We start from the raw sequence: 24,903 nt of genomic DNA, 5'->3' as shown, positions 1-24,903 counted from the left end.
GTCAGGTGCGCTTCAGCGCAGTGACCTCGATCTCGATCTTCATCTCCGGCTTGTTGAGCTGGCAGACGATCATCGTCGCTGCCGGGCGGATGTCGCCGAAGGTCTCGCCGAGGATCGGGAACACCAGGTCCACATGGGCCTGGTCGGTGATGTAGTAGTGCGCGCGCACCACGTCGGCCATGTCGAAGCCGCCGTCCTTGAGTGCCTTGGCGATGGTCGCCAGGCAGTTGCGCGTCTGTGCCTCCACGCTGTCGGGCATGGTCATGGTGGCGTAGTCATAGCCGGTGGTGCCCGAGACGAAGCACCACTCTCCCTGGACCACCGCGCGCGAGTAACCCGCGGTCTTCTCGAAGGGCGATCCCGTCGAAATCAGCTTGCGCATCCTGTTTCTCCTATTCAGTTACAAGCGACTTGGTCATGGCGTCCTTCATCTCGGCCGGCCAGTCTGCCAGCACCGGCCATGTCCGCGGCTCCGGCGTGTCGCTCTGCTTGGCGAAGTACAGCTTCTTGCCCTGGGCATCGACGCCGATGAAGGAATCGTTGATGCCGCAGGCATGGGGCACGCAGCCGGTGGCGAAGGCCATGCCAGAGGCGGTCTTTTCGGGGCCGCTCGATACCGAGAGGCCGAGCGCCACGCCTTCGAGCTGGTCGCCGAGCATGGTGCTTGCCAACTGGTAGATGTCGGCATTGTCGAAGAAATCGACCGGATAGGTGATGTTTTCGACCTCGAGGCTGGCCCAGGTCGTGCCGGGCTGCGGCGTGTAGCTGAGTTCGCCGGCCACCTCCAGGCCAGTTGCCGGCGACCATTTGCGCACCGGTGCCTTGGTGCCGGGAAGCAGCCAGGGCACGAAGTAGAGCGTGTCGCCGGTCACCGCCGCGGGCGGGGTGCCGCATTCGCCGTCGCCGACAACGGTCGACTGGATGCCGGCATTGGTCTTCCAGGCAAGCACCGTCTCGGGACCGCAGGCATTGCCGCCATCGCCGACGTCGAAGATCGCCACCTTGGTGCCATTGAGGTCGACCGTGCTGTCGTGGAAGGCGACATAGTTCCTGGCGATTTCCTTGCCGTCATAGGCGACGATTTTTTCGCCCTCGGCGTTCTCGACGATGGTGAAGTTGCCGCCTTCGAAGGGGATCGTCTGCGGGCCGTCGTCCTGGGCGAGCGCCGAAGTCGAGGCGGTCAGCGCCAGCGCGAAGGCTGCAACGAGGGCGGAAGATTTCATGGTCTGCTCCTGGAGATCGGCTTGCGATGTCACGGAGCGGCCGATGTCCGAGCGCGCTCCGAATCCCGAAGCGCGACCATGGCATGGCGCGCCAGGCCTGTCAGCCGAAGCCGATTGTTCCAGCAAAAAGCCCCGCCGCGATTTCCATCGGGACGGGGCTTTGAAAAATCACAGGCAAAAGGCGTCGAGGGCTCAGGCCCAGGGGCGGTTCTCGGCAGCCTTCTTTTCGTAGCTGTCGATCGACGACGCCTTCTCCATGGTCAGGCCGATGTCGTCGAGGCCGTTGAGCAGGCAGTGGCGGCGGAAGTCGTCGAGGTCGAAGGTGACCACGCCGCCGTCGGGGCCGCGGATTTCCTTGGCTTCGAGATCGACCGACACGGTGGCGTTGGCGCCGCGCTCGGCGTCATCCATCAGCTTGTCCAGGTTTTCCTGGCTGACGGTGATCGGCAGGATGCCGTTCTTGAAGCAGTTGTTGTAGAAGATGTCGGCAAACGACGTCGAGATGACGCAGCGGATCCCGAAGTCGAGCAGGGCCCATGGCGCGTGCTCGCGGCTCGAGCCACAGCCGAAATTGTCGCCGGCGACGAGGATCTCGGCCTTGCGATAGGCCGGCTTGTTGAGCACGAAATCGGGATTCTCCGAGCCGTCCTCGTTAAAGCGCATCTCGGCGAAAAGCCCCTTGCCGAGCCCGGTGCGCTTGATCGTCTTGAGATAATCCTTGGGGATGATCATGTCGGTGTCGACATTGACGATCGGCAGGGGGGCGGCGACGCCCGTGAGCTTGGTGAATTTTTCCATGGCTTTTGCCCGTCTGGCTGTTGCGGGGATTTTGGCTTGCCCCGCTTTACACAAGCTTGGACGGGAATCAAAGCGTTTCGACGCTGGGGAAAGCCGCGCGGCATCATGCGATACCGCGCGATGGCAGGTGCCGACTATTTCGCCGGCGTCACGCCATAGACGCGGGCGACGTCGTCGAGCAGGAGATTGGCCGCGATCACGCCGCCGGCGGTGTTCCACACCGCGTCGTCCACCGCCACCGCCTTGCCGGCCTTGACCACCGGCAGGTTCTGCCACAGCGGCTCGGACAGCCACTCCTCAGATTGCTTGCTCGCCTTGCCGTTGCCGGTCTCGTAGACGAAGTAGAACAGGCGGTCGCCGTCGAACTCGGGAATGCGTTCCTTGGTGACGTCGTCGGCGAAGCCCGGCTTGTCCTGTATGGCGGGCCGCTGGATGCCGATCTGGCTGAAGATCATGCCGGGGAAGGTGTCCTTGTAATAGATACGGGTCAGGCCCGGCATGAAGCGGATCAGCGACACCTTTTCCGCCTTCCTCTCGCCGAGCGCTTCGCCGAGCTTGGCCGCCTTGTCGTCGAACGCCTTGAGCTGCGCGTCGCCCTCGGCCTTCTTGCCGAGCGCATCGGCGTAAAGCGCGAAATTCACCTTCCAGTCGCCGCGCAGGCGCTCCGACATGACCGTTGGCGCGATCGCCGAGAGCTGGTCGTAGATCTTTTCCTGGCGCGTCTTGTTGCCGAGGATAAGGTCGGGCTGCAGGCCGGCGATCAGTTCGAGATTGACGGCCGACTCCTCGCCCACCACCTCGACGCCGTCCATCTTGCCGGCGATGTGCTTGTACCAGGGCGAGCCGGTCCAGGAGCGCACGGCGCCGACCGGCTTGAAGCCCAGCGCCAGCACCGCCTCGGTGCCCTCATTGGTCAGCACGACGATGCGCTGCGGGTTCTCCGGCACGTCGGTGACACCCATGGCGTGCTTGACCTCGTGGGCAAGGGCTTGGTTGAGGCTGAAAGCGGCGAGCGCCGCAGCGAAAACGGCTTTGACGAAGAGCTTCATGGCTAAGGCTCCAAAACTTGACGGAGGCGAGAAGGTTTGGCAAAGGGTCAGATCAAACCCTGACTGTCAAGCTCATATTAAGGCCCGCGCGTGCCCCACGCTTCGCCGACCAAGAGCCTCCGAGCGCATTGGCGCATCGGGCACCGGTCGCTCTTCGCCGGGCTGGCGCTGGTCCTGTTTGCGCTGATGTATCTCAGCCTGGCGCTCGGCTACCGGCTCTATTCGCCCGAGGAAATCTGGACGGCACTCACTGCCTTCGACGGCAGCGAGGCCGATGTCGTGATCCACGACCTGCGCCTGCCCAGGGCGCTGATGGCGCCGATGGTCGGTGCCGCCCTCGGCATTGCCGGGGTCATCGTGCAGACGCTGTCGCGCAACCGCATCGCCTCGCCCGACACGCTCGGCCTCAATGCAGGGGCTGCCTTTGCCGTGGTCGTGGCCAGCGGCCTGTTCGGCGTCGTTTCGCTGCCGGGCCTGTCGCTGGCGTCGGCACTGGGCGCGCTGGTGACCAGCTTCGTCGTCTTCGGCCTGGCCGCCGCAGCCGGCGGCATCTCGCCGCTCAGGATCGTGCTCGTCGGCGTCACCTTCGCCGGCCTGTTCGACAGCTTCGTCAATGTCGTGCTCACGGTGAACGAGACGATGCTCGACCAGCTGTTGTTCTGGCTGGCGGGCTCGTTCGCCGACCGCAAGCTCGACCTCGCTTTCAACGGACTGCCCTTCGTGGTCGCGGGCGCGGCGCTTGCGGTGTCGCTGGCGCGGCCGCTCGACATCCTCCAGACCGACGATTCGACGGCGCGCGGGCTCGGCGTGCCGCTCGGCGTCGTTCGGGGGCTGGCCTTCGTTGCCGTTGCGCTGCTCAGCGGCGCGGCCGTCGCCATGGCGGGGCCGGTCATGTTCGTCGGCCTCGTCGTGCCGCACGCGGCGCGCGCCCTGGTCGGGCTCGGCCACCGGCTGCAGATTGCCGCGGCAGCGATGGTGGGGGCGCTCTACACCACGCTCGCCGACATCGTCGCTCGCTTCGTCATCTATCCGCGCGAGGCGCCGGTGGGCGCGGTCACGGCCATCGTCGGCGGCCTGCTGCTGCTCGTCCTGCTTCGGAGGCGCGCCGCATGAGTTCGCTCGCTCCACGCATGTCGCCGGCATTGGCCCGCATCGGCCGCCGTGCCTGGATCGCGGTTGCCGTCATTGCCGTTGTGGCAGTGGGCCTGGCGCTCTGCGGCATCGCCTTCGGCTCGACCTGGATCGACCCGCGCCGCATCGTCGAGATCCTGCTCGGAGAGGGTACGCGCGGCGAACGCGTCGTGGTCCTGCAGCTGCGCGCGCCGCGCGTTGCCATCGCCATCCTTGCCGGCGGCGCCATGGCCGTCGCGGGCTACCTGCTGCAGAAGGTGACGCGCAACGAGCTGGCCTCGCCCGGCGTGCTCGGCGTCATCGGCGGTGCCGGCCTCGGCGTCGTCATCTTCCTGGCGCTGCTGTCCGACGAAAGCAACGCGCTCGTCACTTCCATCGTCTGGCAGCCGGTGGCGGCGATGGCCGGCGCCAGCGTGGCGATTTCGGCGGTCTTCCTGCTCTCCGGCCAGCAGGCCTCGTCGGCGGTGCGGCTTCTGCTGTTCGGCATCGCCGTCGGTGCCGTGGCCAAGGCGGCGACGCTGATCCTGATGATCGTCGGGCCGATCTACCGCACCACCCAGGCCAGCCGCTGGCTCGCCGGTGCCGTCAACGAGATCAACTGGGCCGAGGTCCAGGTCGTTGCCATCGGCCTCGCCATTGCCATGGTCGGCGTCGTGGCCGTGGCGCGGCGCCTGCCGCCGACCGACCTCGACGAGGTCTCGGCACGCGGCATCGGCCTCAACCTGCCGGTCTTCCGCATCCTGGTCTTCGCGCTTGCCTCGGCGCTGACGGCACTTGCCGTGGCCTTCGCCGGTGGCGTCGGCTTCATCGGGCTGATGGCGCCGCATCTCGCCCGGCTGATCGTCGGCCGCCCGGTTATGGCAGGCATCGTCGCCAGCTTCCTGCTGGGCGCCATCATGCTCGTCGGCGCCGATCTCATCGTGCGCGTGCTGTTTGCGCCGACCGAAGTGCCGGCCGGCACGGTCACGGCGGTCATCGGCACGCCCTATTTCCTCTACCTCGTGCTGCGCAGGGGAAGCACCAATGGATAAGGCGATCACAGTCGCGGCCCTCACCGTTGCCTATGGCGCGGCGACCGCCCTTTCGGCCATCGACCTCGAGATACCCAAGGGCAAGGTGACGGTTCTCGCCGGCCCCAATGGCTGCGGCAAGTCCACGCTCTTGCGCGCCATCCGCCGGTTGCACCAGCCGAAGTCGGGCGAAGTGCGGCTCGGCGACCTGCCGATCTCGGGCCTCAAGGAAAAGGAGCTCGCCCGCCATATCGGGCTTCTGGCGCAGAACCCGTCGGCGCCCGACGACATGACCGTCGAGGAGCTGGTCCGGCTCGGGCGCTATCCGCACCAGTCGATGCTGCAGCCGTGGAGCACCGCCGATGGCGAGGCCATCCAGGCGGCGATGTTCGGCACCGGCGTGTCGCACCTTTCCGACCGCCGGCTCGGCTCGCTGTCGGGCGGCCAGCTGCAGCGCGTCTGGATCGCCATGGTGCTGGCGCAGGAGACCGACATCATCTGCCTCGACGAGCCGGTCAATCACCTCGACATGGCCCACCAGATCGACTGCCTCGACCTGGTCAGGCGCCTCAACCAGGAGCATGGCCGCACAGTGGTGCTGGTGCTCCACGACCTCAATCTGGCGGCGCGCTATGCCGACCGGCTGGTGTTCCTGAAGGGCGGCAGCGTGGTGGCCGAGGGCGCGCCGGTCGAACTGATGAGCGAGCAACTGATCGAGGACGTCTTCGGCATCTCCTGCCGCGTGATCACCGATCCGGTGCACGAGCGGCCGCTGTGCATTCCGATCCGCAACTCGTCGCCGCGTTTTCGGGCCGAGCAGGCCACCCAACTCTGACGCCAAGGCCGACGGCCCGGCTTGCCTGCAACCGCCGCGCGCGCTCTAAATGGCGCCAAGGCGACGCATCTTCAGGGCGTCGCTGGCAGCCGGGGATGGGCGGATGAGAGTAATCAAGGCGATCCTTGGGGCAGTCGTCGTCGCTGCCATCGCGGTCGTGGCCCTGCGCCTGCTGTTTCCGCTGCCCTCGATCGACGGGCGTCCGGCCGACGCAGCCTTGCCGCCGGCAGCCGACGGCAGGCTGGCAGCAATGGCCGGCACGCCCGGCCCGGCCGGGACCAGCGGCGTCCTGCCGATTGCCGGTGGGCACGATGCCATTGCCAGCCGCCTGTTCCTGAGTTCGGTTGCAGCCCGGTCGATCGACGCGCAGTACTACATCTGGCACGACGACACCTCGGGGCGCCTGTTGCTGCGGGCGCTCTACGAGGCGTCGAAGCGCGGCGTCCGCGTTCGCCTGCTGCTCGACGACAACGGCGTTCCCGGTCTCGACCGGACGATGGCGACGCTCGATGCCCAGCCCAATTTCGACATCCGGCTGTTCAACCCGTCGACAGTGCGCCGGCCCAAGATGCTCGGCTATGCCTTCGATTTCTTCCGCATGAACCGGCGCATGCACAACAAGTCCTTCATCGTCGACGGAGTGGCGGCCATCGTCGGCGGGCGCAACATCGGCAACGAGTATTTCAAGGTCGGCGAAGAGTCCTATTATTTCGACCTCGACGTGCTCGGCACCGGCCCCGTGGTGCAGGACACGTCGAAGGCTTTCGACAGCTACTGGAACAGCGCTTCGGTCTTTGCCGCCGACACCATCCTCGACATGTCGGCCGCCAGCCTTCCCGCCTTCCTGACCGATACGGACGAGGCGGCTGCGCGGCCGGAGGCGGCCGAGTTCGTCACACCCGACGCGCCGGCCTACAACCGGCTGCGCAGCGGCATGCTCGGCCTTGAATGGGTCGATGTGAAGCTGGTCGTCGACGATCCGGCAAAGGGCTTGGGCAAGGCGACGAAGGATCAGCTGATGATCGCGCTGCTGGCCGAGGTGCTCGGCCCGGTCAGCAAGGGCCTCGACCTGGTATCGGCCTATTTCGTGCCCGGCAAGGCGGGTACGAGCTATTTCGACGGGCTCGCCAGGGCCGGCGCTGAAGTGCGGATCCTCACCAATGCGCTGGAGACCACCGATGTCGCCATGGTCCATGCCGGCTATGCGAAGTACCGGCGCGCCCTGCTCGAGGCCGGGGTAAAGCTCTTTGAACTCCGGCCGGTGACGGGCGCGCCTGACGGCGATGCCGAGCTCAACGTGATGGGCTCGTCCGGCGCCAGCCTGCATGCCAAGACCTTTGCGGTCGATGGCGACAGGGTTTTCATCGGCTCCTTCAATTTCGATCCACGCTCGGCGCTGCTCAACTGCGAAATGGGCTTCCTCATCGCCAGCCCGGCGCTTGCGCAAACCATCGCCGGGGCATTCGACACCAGGATACCGCAGGACACTTATGCCGTTTCGCTCGCACCTGGCGGTCAACTGCAGTGGACTGAAAACCGGTCGGGCCAGGCGGCGCAGACCTATTCGTCCGATCCGCACAGCAGCACCGTCAAGCGGGCGCTGGTGACAGTGCTGGGCTGGCTGCCCATCGAATGGATGCTGTAGGAGCAGGGGGCAGGATGGCTTCGTTGACGAGGACACAGATCGTCAGGCTCACTCTGCTCGCCGGTGGCGTGGGGCTGCTGGCAGGCGTCGCATCGGCCGCCATGCTGTGGCTGATGCAGGGCGTGAGCTCGCTCGTCTGGTCGGTCAGCGAGTCCAGATGGTACATTCTGGCCGTGGCGGTCACGGGCGGGGCGCTGATCGGCATCATGCGCCAGCTCGGCGCCACCGACAGCGTCGACGAGCAACTGGCGGCGCTGCGCGATCCCATCGACATCCATCACCGCAAGGCGCTGCTTGTCGGCCTCACCGCGATCGTTGCCGTCGCCTTCGGCGGAGCTGTCGGCCCCGAGGCCGGGCTGCTGGCTGTCGTAGCCGAGCTCACGGCGGCCATCGCCGTCTTTCTCGGCCGCAGTCATGCCGACGCGCGCATCATCGGCGAGGCCGGCGCGGCAGGCGCCCTGTCAGGTTTCTATGGTTCGCCGCTGGGCGGCGCTGCTTATGCCGACGACAAGCCGGAGGCGCCGCGCGCGATGCTGCTGCTGGCCGGCCTGTGCGGGCTGCTTGGCTTTCTCGTCGCCGCCAGGCTGTTGCTGTCAGGCGGCTTCCATCGCATCGCGCTGCCGGCCTACTCGCCGCCGGGCGATGGCAGCGACCTTGTGCTTGCCATCGTTCCCGCGCTGCTTGGCGCAGCAGTCGGCGTACTTTTCCTGTTTGCGCTGCCGGCGATGAAGCACCTGGTCCAGCACCGCGTGCCCAAGGCGTTCTGGCAGCCGGTCATCGGCGGGGTGGTGTTCGGCCTGGTGGCTGCCGCACTGCCGATCCTGCGCTTCTCCGGCCATCATGAGATCGGCTTGATGCTCGAATGGGCGGCCACGGCAGGCATGGCGACGCTGCTGCTTCTCGGCCTGCTCAAGGTGCTTGCCGCGGTGATCTGCCTGTCGACGGGATGGCTGGGCGGTGCGATTTTCCCGCTGATCTTCGCAGGAGCCGCCGCTGGCGCCTCGGTACTGGCGATAGCACCGGGCATCAATCCGGCGGTCGCCATCGCCGCAGGCATGAGCGCTGCCGCAACGGCTGGACTGGGCCGGCCGGTGGCTGCGGTGCTGATCATGCTGTTCGTGGTCGATGGATCGCTGTTCGGCGCCATCTGTGTCGGCGCCCTGTGCGGCTATGCCGGCAGCCTGGTGGCGCCGAAGCCGGAGCACTAGCCGAGTAATTCCAGGAAAAGTGCGCAGCGGTTTTCCGTTCGGAAACCCTCGAGGGACCAGGGCCGCCGTGGTGCGGCGGCGCTTGCCTGTCGTCAGGCGCGTTCGAGCGCCATCACGCCGGTCTCGGTGCCGGTCAGGCGGCGCGAGCGGCCGTCGGCGCCGACAACCATCTGGATGCGGCGGCGTTCCGACGAGAACAGCTTCGAGGTCGACACGTCCACCGGCGGGTTGAAGGCGACGGTGACCCGCCAGAGGTCCGGCTTGATCGTCTCCTCGAGGCCGATGACGCGGCCCTGTGCCGGGTTGCCGTTGAAGGTACCGGCGACGTTTTCGCCGACGGCAAAGGGCACGGCGCTCGTGGCGGAGCCGGCCTTGGCCGGAACCGGGCTCGCCACCGGACGGGCGGCAAGCGTGTTCCAGTCGCGGACGCCTTCCTGGCGGGCGACGAGTTCCAGCGCCTTGGCGTGGCTGACGGCGATGCCCTCGGCGGCAAGCGCGTCGCGCAGCCTGCGGGCGTTGGTCTTGTAATCGGTGGTCTGACCTGTGGTCATGGGTTCGCTCCTTCGCGATGCGCGAACGGCGTGGTTGAAGGTCGGGAGCCCGCATTGCCGCTTCGGCCGTCGCATCGACAGGGAAACGAACTTTTCGAGGGAAGCTTCACCAGGCCTTGCGGCTGCGGGCGGCAGGGGCTTCCCGCCCTTGACCGCCCTCAGATAGGGAGTAGACGGCGCGACGTCAACGGCCGCGTCGGGACCGGCCCTCAGGCCGCCTTGTCCCAGACGGGAGCAAGGCCCGCCGGGCTGACGATGCGTCCGCCCGAAGCGGCGCGGGCGTGGATCGCCGCCATCTCTTCATCCGACAGCTCGAAGTCGAAGACGGCGAGGTTTTCCGGCAACCGCTTCAGCGTCGAGGTCTTCGACAGCGCGACGACGCCCTCCTGCTGCACCAGCCAGCGCAGCACCACCTGCGCCGCCGACTTGCCGTGGCGGGCGCCGATGTCCTTCAGCACGGGGTCGGACAGCACCTTGCCGTCGGCCATGGCGTAGTAGGCCGTCACCGACATGCCAAGCCGCCGCGCCGTCTCCAGCACCTTGGCCTGGTCGAGATAGGGGTGGTACTCGACCTGGTTGGTGACGATGGGGGCGGCACTCAGTTCGACCGCCTCGGCCATCAGCGCGGTGTTGTAGTTGCTGACGCCGATGTGGCGCACCTTGCCGGCCTTGTGCACCTCGTTCAGCGCGCCGATCTGCTCGGCCAGCGGCACGGCGTCGTTCGGCCAGTGCAGCAGGAGAAGATCGACATGGTCGGTCCGAAGCTTTTTCAGGCTCACGTCGACCGACTTCACGAAATCGGCGTGACGGAACTTGTCGACCCACACCTTGGTGGTCAGGAAGATGTCGCTCCGGGCAACGCCCGATGTCTGGATGGCCTGGCCGACCTCGGCCTCGTTGCCGTAGATCTGGGCGGTGTCGATGTGGCGGAAGCCGAGCCTGATGGCCTCGGGCACGACCTCAAGCACTTCCTTGCCGGGCATGCGGAAGGTGCCGAAGCCGAGGGCGGGGATCGTCGCACCATTGGCGGTCACGAATTTCATGGAATTCTCCTTGGTTGGGGAGGAGCGGGAACCGGGGAGGCAGGTTCCACTCCTTCTAGTTAGGTCCGGGATCTGTTCGATCAACGGTTCATGCCGGCTGGCACAACGGTTCCTCGCGGCGGTCGAGCACGCCGCTCCACACGGTCAGCACGAATGCGCCGGCCACCAGCACCGCACCGACCCACGGCGTGGCGCCAAGGCCGAGCGGCGAGGCGACCACCAGTCCGCCGATCCAGGCGCCCAGCGCGATGCCAAGGTTGAAGGCGGCGATGTTGAGCGCCGAGGCGACGTCGACGGCGCCGGGACGATGCTCCTTGGCAAGCTGCACGACGTAGAGCTGCAGTCCGGGCACGTTGGCGAAGGACAGGAAGCCGAGAGCCGCCAGCGTCACCACGGTCCAGACGGGCGAAACGGCGGTGAAATGGAACACCACCAGCACCGCCGCCTGCAGGGCAAACAGCACCGTCAGCGCCTTGACCGGGTTGCGGTCGGCGATGCGGCCGCCGGCAATGTTGCCGGCAGCGATCGCCAGGCCGTAGAGCACCAGCAGCAGGCTGACGCTGGAGGCCGAGAAGCCGGTGACCTGTTCCAGGATCGAGGCGAGGTAGGTGAAGGCGACGAAGGTGCCGCCATAGCCGAGTGCGGTCATGCCGTAGACCAACAGCAGTCGGCCGGAGCCGAGCACCCTGGCCTGATCGAGCAGGCTCGACGGGGCAGCCTTCTTCAGCGTCGACGGCAAAAGGGCAGCGATGCCGGCAAAGGCGATGACGCCGAGCGCCGAGACGCCCCAGAAGGTGGCGCGCCAGCCGAAGGTCTGGCCGATGAAGGTGCCGAGCGGCACGCCGGTGACGATCGCCACCGTCAGGCCCATGAACATCATGGCAATCGCCGAGGCGCGGCGGTTTTCCGGCACCAGGTCGGCGGCGATGGTGGCGCCGACCGAGAAGAACACGCCATGGGCGAAGGCCGACAGCACGCGCGCCACCAGCAGCAGCTCGTAGCTCGGGCTCAATGCCGCCGCGGCATTGCCGACGACGAACAGCGCCATCAGGCCGAGCAGCAGCGGCTTGCGCTCGATCCTGCCGGTCAGTGCCGTCAGCACCGGCGCGCCGAAGGTGACGCCGAGCGCATAGACGCTGACGATCATGCCGGCGAGCGGCAGGGTAATCTGGAGATCGTTCGCCACCGTCGGCAGCAGCCCGACGATGACGAATTCGGTGGTTCCGATCGCGTAAGCCGCGATGGTCAATGCGAATATGGCCAGAGGCATGGCAAAACCGTTCCCGCCCGCCGAGCGGGCGCAGTTGAGGCGAGTTGCGTTCGCCTGTTGTTCCTTGCCGGCAATATGGGGCAAAGCCACTTGCGCAATAATCCGCCATGATGGACGAATACCTGTGAAACGAATTCACAAGAGGCTGTGATGGACAACCGCGCCGGCGAGATGGAAGTGTTCGTGCGGGCCGTCGGCCTCGGCAGCTTTTCGGCTGCCGGCCGCCAGCTCGGCCTGTCGCCCTCGGCGGTCAGCAAGCTCATCACCCGCATCGAAGACCGCCTCGGCACGCGTCTCCTGGTGCGCTCCACGCGTGCGCTGCAATTGACGCCCGAGGGCGAGGTCTATCTCGAACGGGCGCAGCGCATCCTCGGCGAGATCGAGGAGGCGGAGCGGGTGGTGACGTCGGGCGGTTCGGCGGTGCCGCGCGGCCCGCTCCGGGTCAGCGCCTCCGTCGCCTTCGGCGCCAGCCACGTCGTGCCGCACATGGCCGAGTTCCTGTCGCTCCATCCCGGCATCGAGCTCGACCTGTCGCTGACCGACAGCGTCATCGACCTCTACCAGGAGCGCGCCGACGTCGCGATCCGATCGGGCAGGCTGCGCGATTCTTCGCTGATGGCGCGCAAGATCCTCGAAATCCGCCGCGTCGTCGTCGCCTCGCCCGCCTATCTCGAGCGAAACGGCGTGCCGCAGGCGCCGGCCGACCTCGCCGGCCACAACTGCCTGCGCTTCAACTTCCTCTCCAGTCGCGACGAGTGGATTTTCCGCGACCCTGAAACCGGCGAAAACTTCGTCCAGCGCATCGGCGGCAATCTGCTTGCCAACAACGGCCCGAGCCTGCGCCGACTTTGCCTCGACGGCGTCGGGCTGATCCGCACCGGGCGTTTCCAGGTCGAGCGCGACATGGCGGAGGGCCGGCTGGTGCCGGTGCTGGAGGCCTACAACCCCGAGGACATCGAGATGATCCATGCCGTCTTCGCCGGCCACGGCCATCTCGCCGCGCGCGTCCGGGCCTTCATCGATTTCCTCGCCGAAAAGGCACGCGCCGCATGACGCCATTGTTTCGGCCGATATGCGTACTACCTTCATGATGTGCGGATTATCGCACCGGAAGAGACTGCCGATGCTGAATGGAGCGAGATCGAAACTGGCGGCGCTGGCGACCGCGGGCATGTTGCTCGCCGGTGCGACGCAGGCGTATGCCATCGACCTGCCGGGACAACCCGACCGCAACCAGCTGGCGCGCGAGGGCCGCTTCAACGAGCTGCAGATCCTGCAAAGCCGCCAGAACCGCATCGAGTTCCAGGCCGAGCAGCAGCGTTTTCGCGAGCAGGACCGCCAGATCGTCGTGCCGCAGATCCAGCGCCCCGACGTGCCGATGGTCAAGCCCAGCTGCCAGATCCAGCTGTTCGGAAACATCTATCGGCGCGTCTGCCGCTGAGGTGCCGCCCTCATCCTGAGCCTGTCGAAGGATGAGCCTGTCGAAGGGTGAGCCTGTCGAAGGGTGGTCGAAGGCCCGCGACGCGAACCTGTCAACGACAAGGCAGCGATGCCCGGACTATCCCGCCGTGGCCTGCTCCGCCAGAACATCGTCCAGCCGGTCGTAGCCGGCCTCCACGCCCTTGGCCATGCCGATGGCAATCGCGCCGTCGCGCGCCTCGCGCGAGCTGTAGAGCACGGTGTTGACCGAGATCGTGCGCCCGTCCACTTCCGTCAGCACCAGCGTCGAGCGCGCCTCGCCCTCGGTCCAGTCGACGTCGAACAGCTCGACGCTGACGATCCGTTCCGGTCGCGTGATCTCGCGATAGGTGCCGGTCATGCCCATGTCGCGGCCGTCCTCGTGGCGCCAGACGAAGCGGTAAGTTCCGCCGACCCGCAGGTCGACATCGCAGACGGCAAACGACCAGCCGTCGGGACCGGTCATCCAGCGCTTCAGCAGCGCAGGGATGGTCCAGCAGTCGAAGACGAGGTCGCGCGGAGCGTCGAAGACGCGGGTCATGGCGATCTCGCGGTCGCTTGGCGTCGTCACGTCCAGCCTGTGCTTCATTTCGAGCTCCTCGTGGATACGTCAGGCCTTGCCCTGGTTGGCCTGCAGTTCGGCCAGCAGGCCGTCGAGCCGCTTGAAGTTGCCTTCCCAGACCTTGCGGTAGTCCTCAAGCCAGCCCGTTGCCGCCGCCAGCGCCTCGCCCTCGATGCGGCACGGACGCCGCTGGGCGTCGCGGCCGCGCGAGATCAGCCCGGCCCGCTCCAGCATCTTGAGGTGCTTGGAAATCGCCGGCTGGCTCATGGCGAAGGGCTCGGCCAGCTCCATGACCGAGGCCTCGCCCTGCATCAGCCGGGCAAGGATCGCCCGCCGCGTCGGGTCGGCGAGAGCCGTGAAGGTGGCATCGAGGCGTTCGGACGGCGTCATGTCACAACCTTTGTCTATAACAATATGGTTATGAAAGACGTGGCCGTTTGTCAAGCCTGGGGCGAGGGCTCCGCTGACATGCAGGCGCAACGCCGACGCCTCCCTCCCCCTTGTGGGGAGGGATACAGGGTGGGGGTTCGTCGCATTGCTCACATTGAGTAAAGCGCCGTGGGTTCCTCAGGCCGCCTTGCGCGCCGTCTTGGCCCGCACGTTCTGGTTCATGCGGAAGAAATTGTCGGGGTCGTATTTCCGTTTCACCTCCAGCAACCGGGCATAGTTGCTGCCATAGGCTGCCTCGACCCGGTCGGCCTCGTCCGCCGGCATGAAGTTGATGTAGGCCGTGCCCACCGCCTGCGGCTTGGCCGCGTCATAGATGTCGCGGGCCCAGCCCATGCAGGCATTGTCCATGTTCGCCTCGCGCCAGCGGGCATGCACGTTCATGACGAAATGCGCGTTGCGCTGCGGGAAGGCGGTGGCATCGGTCGCCACCCGCCCGGCGGCGCCGCCGACATGGCCGATGAAGATCTCGCATTCCGGCCCGGGCAGGTTCCTGATCGCGCCGTCGAGAACGTCGATCGTCTCGTCGGCGAGATCGATGAAATCGTGGCTCTTCCAGTAGTTGCGCGCGCCGGGCTGGAGCAGCGGGTCGAAGGCCGCCTGCCAGCCGGTGAACGGGTTCGGCCCGACCACGTCGACGATCGGCTTGCCGATGCCGCGCAGGGCGGCGGTCGCCTTCTCGCCGGCTTCGAGATCGCCGCTGTAGCACATCGCCAGCACCAGCACTTCCTTGCCGTGCCAGTCCGCCGGCAGGAAGGGCAGCGGCGGCGCCTGGCGGGCCACGGTCCAGCAGGTCAGTTCGTCGGGCGCATCCTCCAGGGCCGCGCGGTATTCCTTGAGCACCTGGCGGGCGTCGTCGAATGGATGCACGACCAGTCCCGACAGCACCTGCGGCCCGAGCTTGTGGAGCTTGAACTCGAAGGCCGTCACCACGCCGAAATTGCCGCCGCCGCCGCGCAGGGCCCAGAACAGGTCCGGATGCTCGGCGGTGCTTGCCCGCACCAGTTCGCCGTCCGCTGTCACCACGTCGGCCGACAGCAGGTTGTCGATGGTCAGCCCGAGCTTGCGTGTCGTCCAGCCGAATCCGCCGCCGAGCGTCAGCCCCGATATGCCGGTGGTCGAGTTGATGCCGGTCGGCACCAGGAGCCCGAACGCCTGGGTCTCCTTGTCGAGGTCGGCCAGCGTGCAGCCCGGCTCGACCCAGACGCGCCGGGCGACACGGTCAACGCGCACCGATTTCATCTTGCTGAGGTCGATCATCAGCCCGCCGTCGCAGACGGCACTGCCGGCGATGTTGTGGCCGCCGCCGCGCACGGCGACGAGCAGCTTGTTGTCGCGGGCGAAGTTGACCGTGGCGATGACGTCGGCAGCACCGGCGCACCGCACGATGAGGCCGGGGCGGCGGTCGATCATGGCATTCCAGATGGCGCGGGCGTCGTCATAGCCGGCGTCGCCGGCATTGAGGACGTCGCCGCGCAGACTAGCAGCAAAGGCGTCGAGCGTCGTGGCACTGACCATTGCCATGCCGCCGTCCAGCGTCGTGAGGCTCAAGTCGTTCATGGTGCATTCCTCCCATGGAGTGACACCTCCTCTTCCGCCGCGGCCGCGGATTGTGCGCCTCGGGCGGCGGATCAACAAGCGACGTTGCGCAAAAGTGATGAGTGCGTTCGAGGGCACCGCGCCTGGGTTGCGCCGAGGGTCACTGCGCTTGCGGAGGCCGGCGTCGCCCGCCATAGTGTCGGGCAACTCGGCTTGTTGCTTTGGCTCGCGGCGCACATTTGGAGGCCATGCAAGCGATGGGGTGCACGGACAGCGATTTCGATTCCGGGGCGATGCGAGGGCATGCCGGCCCGGACAAGCTGCCTGCCAGGCAGCGAAGGCGGCGGATTTCTGGCTGGGCAGGCACCGCAGTCCTGATGTCGGCAAGCGTCTTCGCCTCCGAACGAACGCTTGCCGCCGACGACCGCATGATCCTCCTCGACCATGACGGCCTGACCATCAGGATGCATCTTCAGGCCGGCCTGAACGTGGTGGCCGAGCACAATCTGTTCTGGAACTACGCCGATACCTTCGCGCCGTCGTCCGGCTTCGATTCGAACGCGACCTGGCTCGAAGGCTACATCCTGCCCGGCCTCAGCTTTACCAAGGAACTGGGCGGGGTGGTGGCCTATGGCAAGGTCTCGGCCGTTGCCTCGGGCACGCTCGGTATCGATGCCTATGCCACGGGCAACACCGGTCGCGTCACGCTCGAAGAGGGCTATCTCGGCCTGCGCTCTGGCGAGAAGAACGAGCCGTCTTTCGACCTGTCGGTCGGGCCGCGCCAGTTCAAGGCCGGCACCGGCATGCTGCTTGCCAATGGCGGCTCGAGCGGGTTCGATCGCGGCGCGCTCAAGCTCGGCCCGCGCAAGGCCTGGGAGATGGCATCGATCGGCCGTTTCGGCTTCGACAATTTCACCGGCACGGCCTTCTATCTCGACGCCAACGAACTGAACGAGAGCGACACCCAGACCAGGATCGTCGGCGGCGATTTCCGCTATGACGGCGAGGCCGACACCTTTGCCGGCCTGACCTTCGGCCACGTGCTGCAATCCGACTCGCCCTACCCGCAGGCCGCGCCCGGCGGCATCGGCGTGCCGACGCTGGTTGCCAATGGCCGCGACGGGCTGAACTTCGTCAATGCCTACGGCCGCGCCATTCCGTTCGGCGACAGCTTCGACAACTTCTTCGTCGCAGGCGACTTCGCCTACCAGTGGAACGACCGCATCGACATGCGGGCATGGGGCGGCCGCGTCCAGGTCGGCTACACCTTCGCCGAATACTCCTGGGCGCCGACCATCGCCTATTCCTACCAGACATTCTCCGGCGACGATCCTTCGACGTCGCGCCTGGAGCGCTTCGATCCGCTCTACTACGAGGGCAGCCCGAGCTCGTGGTCGACCGGCTCGAAGTCGTCGATGGTGTTCATCAACTCCAACGTCAACGCGCACCAGCTCAGCCTGCGCGTTCAGCCGACCGAGCGCGACACGCTGACCCTGCGCTACGCCTACATCAGCGCCAACGAGCTGCGCAGCCCGATCCAGTTCGGCCAGGGCACGCATCTCGACATCATCAACGGCGTGCCCAATCCGGTCGCCGGCGTTTCCGCCAAGCACCTGTCGGACGACATCTTCCTCGAATACAACCGCGTGCTGAACCCAAACACCTACCTGACAGCCGGGTTCAGCGTCTCATTCCCCGGTCCCGGAGCCGACTCCGTCGTCAGTTCCGATGCGCCAGTCTGGACAGGAGGCTTCGTCAATGTGGTGGTCAATTTCTGAGGCCGGATGTGGTGCGGGGCGGGGCGGGTTCGCGCGGGTGGCGCTGGTCGCGGCAATGCTTTCGCTGATGCCGTCGATGTCCCGTGCACAGGAGGAAAAAGTGCTGTCAGCCGACGAGTCCGACCCGGTCAAGCTCGGCTGGATGGTCGGTGCGCCGCCGCCGGCCGACAAGATCATCCGCTTCACCGATCCAGACTATTTCAGCTTCCCCAAGATGCGCTGGACGGTCTGCAATTTTCGCCAGCTGATGCCGACGGTCAATGTCAGCCGCGGGCTCGGGGCGCCGGTGCCGCTCGAACGGGCCATCGACGAGTCCATCGACGCGGTGACGTTCACCCCGCTTGGCGGCGACGCCGAGATGACGTGGGAACAGTCGCTGGCCGCCAACTACACCGACGGCATCGTCGTCATGCATGACGGCAAGATCGTCTACGAGCGCTATTTCGGCTGCCTCGACGAGGCCGGCCAGCATGGTGCAATGTCGGTCACCAAGTCGCTCACGGGCCTGATGGGCGAGATGCTGGTGGCCGAGGGCAAGCTCGACGAAAACGCCAAGGTGGCATCGATCGTGCCCGAACTCGCCGGCAGCGCGTTTGGCGACGCAACCGTCAAGCAGGTGCTGGAGATGACCACAGGCCTGCGCTACAGCGAGGACTACGCCGATCCCAACGCCGACGTCTGGATCTATTCGGCGGCCGGCAGCCCGCTGCCCAAGCCGGAGGGCTACACCGGACCGCGCAGCTACTTCGAATACCTCCAGACGGTGCGCAAGCAAGGCGAGCACGGCGCAGCCTTCGGCTACAAGACCATCAACACCGACGCCCTCGGCTGGATCGTCGCGCGGGTCACCGGCCAATCCGTCGCCGAGTTCATGTCGGAGCGGATCTGGAGAAAGATGGGCGCCGAGCAGGACGCCTACTACACCGTCGATTCCACCGGCACGCCCTTTGCCGGCGGCGGCTTCAATGCCGGGCTGCGCGACATGGCGCGGCTCGGCCAGATCCTGCTCGACGACGGCGTCGTCGACGGCCAGCGCCTGATACCGGAAGCGGCGATCGCCCGCATCCGCGCCGGCGGCGATAAGGCAGCGTTCGAAAAGGCCGGTTATGCGCTGCTCAAGGGCTGGAGCTATCGCGGCATGTGGTGGATCACCAACAACGACCGTGGCGCCTACATGGCGCGTGGCGTGCATGGCCAGGCGCTCTACATCGACCCCAGGGCGCGCGTCGTCATCGCCCGCTTCTCGTCGCATCCCACCGCCGGCAATGCCGCCAACGACCCGACCTCATTGCCGGCCTACGAAGCCTTGGCCAGGCATCTGATGAAGTAAGGTTCGCTGCCCGGCGCCGGTCCGGCAGGCTGCGCCAGGCGTGCCGCCATCGGCGGTTCCGTCGCCGACCTCATGTCCGGCTAGGCCAGCAGCGCCACGTCGAGCTGCGCCAGCCGCTGGGGGTCGGCGATGGCGTCGATGCCGATGATCCTGTCGCCGTCGAGCGTGAGGGCGAGGACGACGCGGAGCTTGCCCATCGGCGCGATCAGCAGGCCGATGGCGCCGTCGACCAGGGCCGGGCGGGCGACCTGGGCACGGCCCTTGAAGTTCTGCGCCACAGCCTGTGCCCCGCGCAATTCGGGTGCCGAGCCGAGCCTGGCTGCGGCCGCGTCGGCGCGGAACACCACGTCGGGATCGAGCACCGCCAGGAGGCCGGCGAAGTCGCCGCCGCGCGATGCCGCAAGGAAGGCGTCGACGATCTCGCGCTGCCGCGCCCGGTCGGGCACGCCGGCCTCGTCGCTGCCCTGCACCCGCCGCCTGGCCCGGCTGGCGAGTTGGCGCGCCGCCACCGGCGTGCGCTCGACGATGGGGGCGATGGCGTCGAAGGACAGGTCGAACATGTCGTGCAGCACGAAGGCGATGCGCTCGGCCGGCGCCAGCCGCTCCAGCACCACCAGCAGCGCCAGCCCGACGGCGTCGGCCATGGCCAGTTCGCGCTCGGGGTCGACGGCCGGGGCTTCGTCGGCGACCTCGTCCGGTCCCTCGGTGTCGAGCGGGTCCTCGCGCCGCGCCTTGCGCTGGCGCAGCATGTCGAGGCACACGCGCGCCACGACCGTGGTCAGCCAGCCGCCGAGATTGTCGATGCCGCCGGCATCGGTGCGCGCCAGCCTCAGCCACGTCTCCTGCACCGCGTCCTCGGCCTCGCTGGCCGAGCCCAGCATGCGGTAGGCGACTGCCCGGAGATGCCCGCGCTTCTCGGCGAAGGCGTCGGCGAGAAAAATCTTGTCGTCCATCGGTCACATCCCTTGCTGCTGTTTCGTCAAGGCCATGACGAACGAAGCCCGGCCGATGTGACAGAGACTGTTCCAGGGGCCGGCAACGTCACCATCGACCACTCGACCGCGAAAGGAAGCGAAAAATGCAAGCCCGGATGAACAACCCCGCCCTCGTCCTGCCCGAAGCCCTGAAGGCGCTGCAGGCGCTCAACAAGGCGACCACCCTCGACAGCCTGCCTGAGGTGACGCGTTATCTCGTCCATCTGCGCGCCAGCCAGATCAATGGCTGCAGCGTCTGCGTCCACATGCACTCGCTCGAGCTCCGACAGGCCGGGCAGACCGACGAGCGCATCTTCGCCGTTGCCGCCTGGCGCGACACGCCGTGGTTCAGCGACGCCGAGCGTGCAGCGCTGGCACTGACCGAGGCCGTCACCCGCGTCAGCGACAAGGTCGACCCGGTTCCCGACGACGTCTGGGCCGACGCCGCGCGCCATTATGACGAGAAGACGCTGTCGGCGCTGATCCTCTCGATCGGGCTGATCAATGTCTGGAACCGGCTCAACGCCGCCGTCCGCCAGGTCGCTGGCGCGGCCTGGACCTGAGCCGCGCGGCTGCGACCGCACCGCACGCCGCCCTCATCCTGAGCCTGTCGAAGGATGAGCCTGTCGAAGGATGGGGGCTCGCCCTTTACACCACCGCGCGGCGGTAGAGATGCCAGGTCGCGTGGCCGAGCACCGGCAGCACCACCAGCAGGCCGAGGAAGAACGGCACGCAGGCGGCGAGCACGGCGAGCGTCACCACCAGGCCCCAGCCCAGCATGACGACGGGGCTCGCCAGCACGGTGCGCACCGAAGTGATCATGGCGGTGACGAAATCGACCTCGCGGTCGAGCAGCATCGGGATCGAGATCACGGTGATCGAAAACAGCACCAGCGCCAGTGCTGCGCCGACGACATGGCCGATGCCGAGGAAGATCCAGCCCTCGCTCGTCGTCGTCACCACGCCGACGAAACGGTCGAGGGTGGCGAACGACATGCGGCCGAGGATCAGCGCGATCAGCAGCCTGATCTGGTACATCCAGATCCAGAACACGAACAGCATGACGAAGGCCATCCACGACACCTCGCGGCGGCGCTGGGCCCAGATCACTTTGAACACTTCGCCGAGCGCCGGCGCCTGGCCGGCCTCCAGCCGGCGGCTGACCTCGTAGAGCCCGACGGCGGCGAACGGCCCGACCAGCGGGAAGCCGATGGCGAAGGGATAGATCAGCCAGGGTTCGTGCAGCACCAGCAGCGACACGGTGATCGCCATGCCGATGAGCATGAACACGGCGCCGATGATCAGCCCGACCGCCGGGCAGCGGGCAAAGTCGGCCGCCCCTTCCGCCAGGCTCCGCCTGATGTCGGCCACCGTCAGCGCCCGCACCTCCGGCAGCGCGCCCGGCCGATTGCCCTGCGGCTGCGCCGTCCCCTTCACGTCTGCCATGGCTTCCTCCCTCGCTGGCGCCGTCGTGCTATCCCTATACGCCAGGCTGCGCGGGACATTGATCAGGATCAAGGGCCCGCAGCCGGCGCGTTCACGCGTCCGCCAGGCCGTAGGCGATCGCCGCTCCCGCCAGCAGGATCGCCACCAGCCCCTCGAACAGGATGACGGTCACCTTGAATGCCGCGCGCGGCAGCGGCAGGTCGAGATGCCTGGCAAACCAGCGCGTTTCGACGGTCAGGTACCACAGGGTCGCCAGTCCGAACAGCGCCAGCCCGGCCAGCCGCGTCTCGGCGGTGTCGATGCGGGTCAGCAGGCCGCCGGCGCTTGCCAGCAGGGCAAAGGGCGCCGCGACATAGCACTGGCTGTAGAAGGGCCGCTTCAGCGTGTTGCGGTCGATGCGGATGCCGCGGTGGCGCAGTAGCGCCAGCGCCATCAGCAGCGGGAAGACGCTGAACGCCACGGCGCGGAACATCAGCAGATTGGCATCGCTGGCGAGAAACGACGGCGGCGCCCATGGCGTCTCCTGGCGCACCAGCGCCAGCTCGAAGCCATGCGCGATCAGCAGGGTGATCAGCAGGAACAGCGGCGGGCTCAGCGTGTCGGTGTATTGCTCGGCCACGTCGTCGGCGAGCTCGACGTCGGCATAACGCATCATCGCCTGCGGCCGGCGCAGCGTCCGCCACATCGTCACGGGATAGAAGACCAGCCACGACGCCAGCTCGTAGAGCAGTTCCTCTAGCGATTTCAGCAGGCGCATGAAATCCATGGCTGTCCCCTCCGCAATGCCGGCGCAAGGCCGCATCGCATCATGTCGGCCAAAGGCCCGTCTGCAAAGGGTGGTATCGGGTGCTGGCGCCAGACAAGAAAAAAGCGGGCAATGCCCGCTTCCCTCTGGCTCCTGAGACATTTCATGCTGCCGGTACATCCGCGGTCGGCATGCCGTCGATCAGGGCAAATGCAGCGGCTCGCGGCAAAACCCAGGCATCAAATCTTGATGTGCGTTTCGCTCCCGGCAAGCTCGCCGATGAGGCCTATGTGGGATGCCGGGTTCTCGATTGCAAGGCCTTCGGGCCACAGGCGGCCAAGTCCTTCGTTGCGTGCAGCCTTGTTATCGTCGCACTAAGCCCTATATTGGTCATATCGATCTTGCTGTAGAACTTTGTTCCGCGCGCCTGGCGCCTCTACGATCTTCCCCCTCAATTTCGATCGCAAAACATCGCCCTGCATTCCGCCGGCGAATACTTCACATGTCGATTGAAAGGTTTCGTCATGGCCACTGGTACAGTTAAATTCTTCAATGCCACCAAAGGTTTCGGCTTCATTGCGCCCGACACCGGCGAGCAGGACGTGTTCGTCCACATCTCGGCCGTCGAGCGTGCCGGCATGCGCACCATCGTCGAGGGCCAGAAGCTGACCTTCGATGTCGTGCGCGACAACCGCAGCGGCAAGAACGCAGCCGAAAACCTTCAGGCTGCCTAACGGAATTGCGTCCGGCCGCTGACCACGGATGAACTGGCATCGGCCGTCGAGGCAATCGGGAGAAGGTCGGGAGTTCCCGGCCTTTTTCATTTCAGGAGACATCATCATGGCGAGTTCCATCATCCAGGCTACCCCGTTTCTCCCCGCGCAGAACAAGGCCGAAGCAAAGGGCGACATGACCACCCGGGTCGCCAATTCGATCCTCGGTGCCGAGGTCGCCGCACGCGAGGCCAAGACCGCGCGGCTCCGTGCGGCACGGCTTGCCATGGAGGCAACTCAGGAACCCGCCCCCGCCAAGCCCGCGCGCCGCAAGAAGCCGGCGGCGTAAAGCCACGCGCTCGCCCGGGGCCATGATGGGGCTAACAGGCGATCTTCCCGACGACGTCACGCCCGCCGGCGTTCTTGACGGACATCACCCGCCGGCCTAGCGTGGACGGTGCTGCTGTAGGGCGCGTCGGCTGACCAGCCGGAGGGGCATTGCCCGCCTACGTCAAGGTCATCAGTCGTGCGCGCGCCCCATGCCCAATCTCGAAAACCTCCGCAAGCAAGCCAAGTCCTACCTGCGCTGGCACCGCGCGCGCTATTTTCCCGTCGCGGCCCAGATCAGGCGGTTCCTGCCGCGCTTCCGCGACCTGCCCGACAGGGACGTGCTCGCCGCCGCCTTCAGGCTCGGCGACGCTCAGGAACTCGTGGCGAGAAAGCATGGCTTCGACAGCTGGGCGGCGCTGATCAAGGGATTGCCATCCATGACGTCACCGACCACACCCACCTCCCGCTCCGCCTCCATCATCGCTGCCGAGCCGCAGCTTTTCGTCGCCGACATGAAGGCTGCCTGCGCGTTCTATGTCGAAAAGCTCGGCTTCGAGCTCGCCTTCTCCTATGGCGAGCCGCCGTTCTACGCGCAGGTGTCGCGCGATGGCGGCCGCCTCAACCTGCGCCAGGTCGCCGGCCCGGTGTTCGACAGCGGCTTTCGCGCGCGTGAACACGACGCCCTGTCCTGCACCTTCGCGGTCGACGACGCCAAGCCCTTGTTCCTCGAGTTCGACAAGGCCGGCGTGGCCTTCCACCAACCGTTGCGCACCGAACCCTGGGACGCGCGCACCTTCATCGTGCGGGACCCCGACGGCAATCTGATCTGTTTCGCCGGGGAGTAAGGGGGTTCAGCCGGCTGGCGGACGTCAGCCAAGGCTCTGCTCGATCGTCTGCCGTTGCGCGGCACACTCCCTTGCCAGGAAGTCGATCAGCGTGCGCACCGAGGGCAACAGCCCGCGCCTTGACGGAAAGACGGCATGCACGATGCCGGATGCGGGACGCCATTTCGGCAGGACGGGCACCAGCGTGCCCTCGGCAAGGTCCTTCCAGATCATCATCGTCGGCAGCTGCACGATTCCTGCGCCGTCGAGCGCTGCTTCGCGCAATGCCGCCATGTCGTCGGTGAGCAGGCGGGGACGGTGCGAAACGACCGCATGCTCGCCATTGCCGTTTTCCAGCCGCCATTCATAGCTGTGCGAAGACGACGGCCAGGCCAGGCTCGGCAATCCTGACAGGTCCGCCGGCGTCGCAAGGGGGCTTGTCAGGAAATCCGGCCGCGCGACCAGGTATTGCGAGCTGTCATCGAGCTTTCGCATCAGCAGGTCGGTCACCTCCAGCGGAGGAAAGCGGACGCGGATGGACACATCGAAGCGCTCGCCGATGACGTCCACCCGGCGGTTGGTGCTTTCCAGATGCAGGTCCACGCGCGGATGGGCGGTGAGGAATTTGGCAAAGAGCGCGCCGAACTGGAATGAGATCAGCGCCGTCGGGCAACTTACCCGCACCACGCCCTGCGGCTCGTCGCGATGCTGCGCGATGAATTCCGATGCCGCCTCGGCCTCGACCATAACCGCCAGGCAGCGCCGGTAATATTCGCGGCCGATCTCGGTCACGGCAAAGCGGCGCGACGAGCGCTGGATCAGCCGGACGCCCAACCGGTCTTCAAGAAGCGCGATGCGTCGGCTCAGTTTCGATTTCTGCAGGCCGATGGCGCGTCCCGCCGGTGCGAAGCCGCCGTGATCGACCACCTGCACGAAATAATAGAGGTCATTCAGGTCATCCATCGTTCTATTTATAGAACGCAGCGTCGATTCT

General features: G+C 66.7%; 28 protein-coding genes. 14 read left to right on the top strand and 14 right to left on the bottom strand.

Translation table 11 applies throughout. The features are described 5' to 3' along the window. Window position 1 precedes the first annotated feature (1 nt). The 4 genes from ASC75_RS08350 to ASC75_RS08335 form a co-directional block, all read right to left on the bottom strand. Window positions 2–382: a RidA family protein gene (locus ASC75_RS08350; RefSeq protein ID WP_055972991.1), complete on the bottom strand. Its 381-nt coding sequence runs from the start codon at window positions 380–382 to the stop codon at window positions 2–4. A 10-nt stretch (window positions 383–392) separates the two neighbouring features. Further along, window positions 393–1,223 carry a hypothetical protein gene (locus ASC75_RS08345; RefSeq protein ID WP_055972988.1) on the bottom strand — a complete coding sequence of 277 codons (831 nt, stop codon included), beginning with the start codon at window positions 1,221–1,223 and terminating at the stop codon, window positions 393–395. A gap of 192 nt (window positions 1,224–1,415) precedes the next feature. Continuing rightward, complete coding sequence (gene leuD, locus ASC75_RS08340; protein ID WP_055972985.1) at window positions 1,416–2,021, bottom strand: 3-isopropylmalate dehydratase small subunit; 606 nt, start codon at window positions 2,019–2,021, stop codon at window positions 1,416–1,418. Between the two features lie 134 nt (window positions 2,022–2,155). Then, complete coding sequence (locus tag ASC75_RS08335; RefSeq protein WP_055972982.1) at window positions 2,156–3,070, bottom strand: iron-siderophore ABC transporter substrate-binding protein; 915 nt, start codon at window positions 3,068–3,070, stop codon at window positions 2,156–2,158. Window positions 3,071–3,160: 90 nt separating this feature from the next. On the opposite strand from ASC75_RS08335, the gene ASC75_RS08330 reads away from it, so the two are divergent. From ASC75_RS08330 to ASC75_RS08310, 5 genes are all read left to right on the top strand, one after another. Next, the gene (locus ASC75_RS08330) at window positions 3,161–4,183 is read left to right on the top strand and encodes an iron ABC transporter permease (RefSeq protein ID WP_244487787.1); all 1,023 of its coding nucleotides are present in this window, start codon (window positions 3,161–3,163) and stop codon (window positions 4,181–4,183) included. Next, window positions 4,180–5,232, top strand: a complete 1,053-nt coding sequence (locus ASC75_RS08325) for an iron ABC transporter permease (protein WP_055972980.1) — start codon at window positions 4,180–4,182, stop codon at window positions 5,230–5,232. The genes ASC75_RS08330 and ASC75_RS08325 overlap by 4 nt, the downstream gene beginning before the upstream one ends. Further along, window positions 5,225–6,046 carry an ABC transporter ATP-binding protein gene (locus tag ASC75_RS08320; RefSeq protein WP_055972977.1) on the top strand — a complete coding sequence of 274 codons (822 nt, stop codon included), beginning with the start codon at window positions 5,225–5,227 and terminating at the stop codon, window positions 6,044–6,046. Before ASC75_RS08325 ends, ASC75_RS08320 begins: the two co-directional genes overlap by 8 nt. Before the next feature lie 103 nt (window positions 6,047–6,149). Next, entirely contained in the window at window positions 6,150–7,691 is a 1,542-nt protein-coding gene (locus ASC75_RS08315) for a phospholipase D family protein (RefSeq protein ID WP_055972974.1), read from the top strand. 23 nt (window positions 7,692–7,714) lie between these two features. Then, the gene (locus tag ASC75_RS08310) at window positions 7,715–8,899 is read left to right on the top strand and encodes a chloride channel protein (RefSeq protein ID WP_162244910.1); all 1,185 of its coding nucleotides are present in this window, start codon (window positions 7,715–7,717) and stop codon (window positions 8,897–8,899) included. 92 nt (window positions 8,900–8,991) lie between these two features. Here ASC75_RS08310 and ASC75_RS08305 read toward each other — a convergent pair whose 3' ends face one another. The 3 genes from ASC75_RS08305 to ASC75_RS08295 all read right to left on the bottom strand — a co-directional run bounded on the left by ASC75_RS08305 (window position 8,992) and on the right by ASC75_RS08295 (window position 11,763). Then, complete coding sequence (locus ASC75_RS08305) at window positions 8,992–9,450, bottom strand: glyoxalase superfamily protein (protein WP_055972968.1); 459 nt, start codon at window positions 9,448–9,450, stop codon at window positions 8,992–8,994. A 209-nt stretch (window positions 9,451–9,659) separates the two neighbouring features. After that, complete coding sequence (locus tag ASC75_RS08300; protein ID WP_055972965.1) at window positions 9,660–10,493, bottom strand: aldo/keto reductase; 834 nt, start codon at window positions 10,491–10,493, stop codon at window positions 9,660–9,662. An 88-nt stretch (window positions 10,494–10,581) separates the two neighbouring features. Beyond that, window positions 10,582–11,763: an MFS transporter gene (locus ASC75_RS08295; RefSeq protein ID WP_055972963.1), complete on the bottom strand. Its 1,182-nt coding sequence runs from the start codon at window positions 11,761–11,763 to the stop codon at window positions 10,582–10,584. Between the two features lie 150 nt (window positions 11,764–11,913). Between ASC75_RS08295 and ASC75_RS08290 the strand changes: the two genes are divergently transcribed. Both ASC75_RS08290 and ASC75_RS08285 read left to right on the top strand, forming a co-directional pair. Next, the gene (locus ASC75_RS08290) at window positions 11,914–12,816 is read left to right on the top strand and encodes a LysR family transcriptional regulator (protein ID WP_055972960.1); all 903 of its coding nucleotides are present in this window, start codon (window positions 11,914–11,916) and stop codon (window positions 12,814–12,816) included. Window positions 12,817–12,886: 70 nt separating this feature from the next. Further along, entirely contained in the window at window positions 12,887–13,204 is a 318-nt protein-coding gene (locus ASC75_RS08285) for a hypothetical protein (protein WP_244487786.1), read from the top strand. 117 nt (window positions 13,205–13,321) lie between these two features. Here ASC75_RS08285 and ASC75_RS08280 read toward each other — a convergent pair whose 3' ends face one another. The 3 genes from ASC75_RS08280 to ASC75_RS08270 all read right to left on the bottom strand — a co-directional run bounded on the left by ASC75_RS08280 (window position 13,322) and on the right by ASC75_RS08270 (window position 15,790). Further along, window positions 13,322–13,810, bottom strand: a complete 489-nt coding sequence (locus ASC75_RS08280) for an SRPBCC family protein (protein ID WP_055972954.1) — start codon at window positions 13,808–13,810, stop codon at window positions 13,322–13,324. Between the two features lie 21 nt (window positions 13,811–13,831). Then, a complete protein-coding gene (locus ASC75_RS08275; protein ID WP_055972951.1) occupies window positions 13,832–14,173 on the bottom strand; it encodes a metalloregulator ArsR/SmtB family transcription factor in 342 nt (113 codons plus the stop codon). Between the two features lie 177 nt (window positions 14,174–14,350). Next, on the bottom strand, window positions 14,351–15,790 hold the full coding sequence (locus ASC75_RS08270) for an FAD-binding oxidoreductase (protein WP_055972949.1): 1,440 nt from the start codon (window positions 15,788–15,790) through the stop codon (window positions 14,351–14,353). A gap of 356 nt (window positions 15,791–16,146) precedes the next feature. On the opposite strand from ASC75_RS08270, the gene ASC75_RS08265 reads away from it, so the two are divergent. Both ASC75_RS08265 and ASC75_RS08260 read left to right on the top strand, forming a co-directional pair. Next, a complete protein-coding gene (locus tag ASC75_RS08265; RefSeq protein ID WP_055972946.1) occupies window positions 16,147–17,547 on the top strand; it encodes an alginate export family protein in 1,401 nt (466 codons plus the stop codon). Between the two features lie 55 nt (window positions 17,548–17,602). Further along, a complete protein-coding gene (locus tag ASC75_RS08260; protein ID WP_055972943.1) occupies window positions 17,603–18,877 on the top strand; it encodes a serine hydrolase in 1,275 nt (424 codons plus the stop codon). Between the two features lie 80 nt (window positions 18,878–18,957). Here ASC75_RS08260 and ASC75_RS08255 read toward each other — a convergent pair whose 3' ends face one another. After that, on the bottom strand, window positions 18,958–19,830 hold the full coding sequence (locus ASC75_RS08255; protein ID WP_055972940.1) for a sigma-70 family RNA polymerase sigma factor: 873 nt from the start codon (window positions 19,828–19,830) through the stop codon (window positions 18,958–18,960). A gap of 125 nt (window positions 19,831–19,955) precedes the next feature. Between ASC75_RS08255 and ASC75_RS08250 the strand changes: the two genes are divergently transcribed. Further along, window positions 19,956–20,414, top strand: coding sequence for a carboxymuconolactone decarboxylase family protein (locus tag ASC75_RS08250; protein WP_055972934.1), 459 nt, complete (start codon window positions 19,956–19,958; stop codon window positions 20,412–20,414). A gap of 85 nt (window positions 20,415–20,499) precedes the next feature. On the opposite strand, the gene ASC75_RS08245 is transcribed toward ASC75_RS08250, so the two are convergent. After that, on the bottom strand, window positions 20,500–21,297 hold the full coding sequence (locus tag ASC75_RS08245) for a DUF2189 domain-containing protein (protein ID WP_055972932.1): 798 nt from the start codon (window positions 21,295–21,297) through the stop codon (window positions 20,500–20,502). Window positions 21,298–21,388: 91 nt separating this feature from the next. Next, a complete protein-coding gene (locus ASC75_RS08240) occupies window positions 21,389–22,063 on the bottom strand; it encodes a hypothetical protein (RefSeq protein WP_082496471.1) in 675 nt (224 codons plus the stop codon). An 80-nt stretch (window positions 22,064–22,143) separates the two neighbouring features. Here ASC75_RS08240 and ASC75_RS08235 point away from each other — a divergent pair, with 80 nt between their 5' ends. From ASC75_RS08235 to ASC75_RS08220, 4 genes are all read left to right on the top strand, one after another. Continuing rightward, window positions 22,144–22,452: a hypothetical protein gene (locus ASC75_RS08235; protein WP_156381158.1), complete on the top strand. Its 309-nt coding sequence runs from the start codon at window positions 22,144–22,146 to the stop codon at window positions 22,450–22,452. 114 nt (window positions 22,453–22,566) lie between these two features. Continuing rightward, a complete protein-coding gene (locus tag ASC75_RS08230) occupies window positions 22,567–22,776 on the top strand; it encodes a cold-shock protein (protein WP_055973086.1) in 210 nt (69 codons plus the stop codon). A 106-nt stretch (window positions 22,777–22,882) separates the two neighbouring features. After that, entirely contained in the window at window positions 22,883–23,104 is a 222-nt protein-coding gene (locus tag ASC75_RS08225; RefSeq protein ID WP_055972925.1) for a hypothetical protein, read from the top strand. Between the two features lie 190 nt (window positions 23,105–23,294). Continuing rightward, window positions 23,295–23,930: a VOC family protein gene (locus ASC75_RS08220; protein WP_055972921.1), complete on the top strand. Its 636-nt coding sequence runs from the start codon at window positions 23,295–23,297 to the stop codon at window positions 23,928–23,930. Between the two features lie 24 nt (window positions 23,931–23,954). Here the strand turns inward: ASC75_RS08220 and ASC75_RS08215 are convergent, their stop codons facing one another. After that, window positions 23,955–24,872, bottom strand: coding sequence for a LysR substrate-binding domain-containing protein (locus tag ASC75_RS08215; protein ID WP_055972919.1), 918 nt, complete (start codon window positions 24,870–24,872; stop codon window positions 23,955–23,957). Window positions 24,873–24,903 lie beyond the last annotated feature (31 nt).

This window comes from Aminobacter sp. DSM 101952 (assembly GCF_001424795.1).
Lineage (GTDB): Bacteria > Pseudomonadota > Alphaproteobacteria > Rhizobiales > Rhizobiaceae > Aminobacter > Aminobacter aganoensis.
The sequence above is the reverse complement of the archived record's forward strand: the minus strand, read 5'-3'. Positions and strand labels throughout refer to the sequence as shown.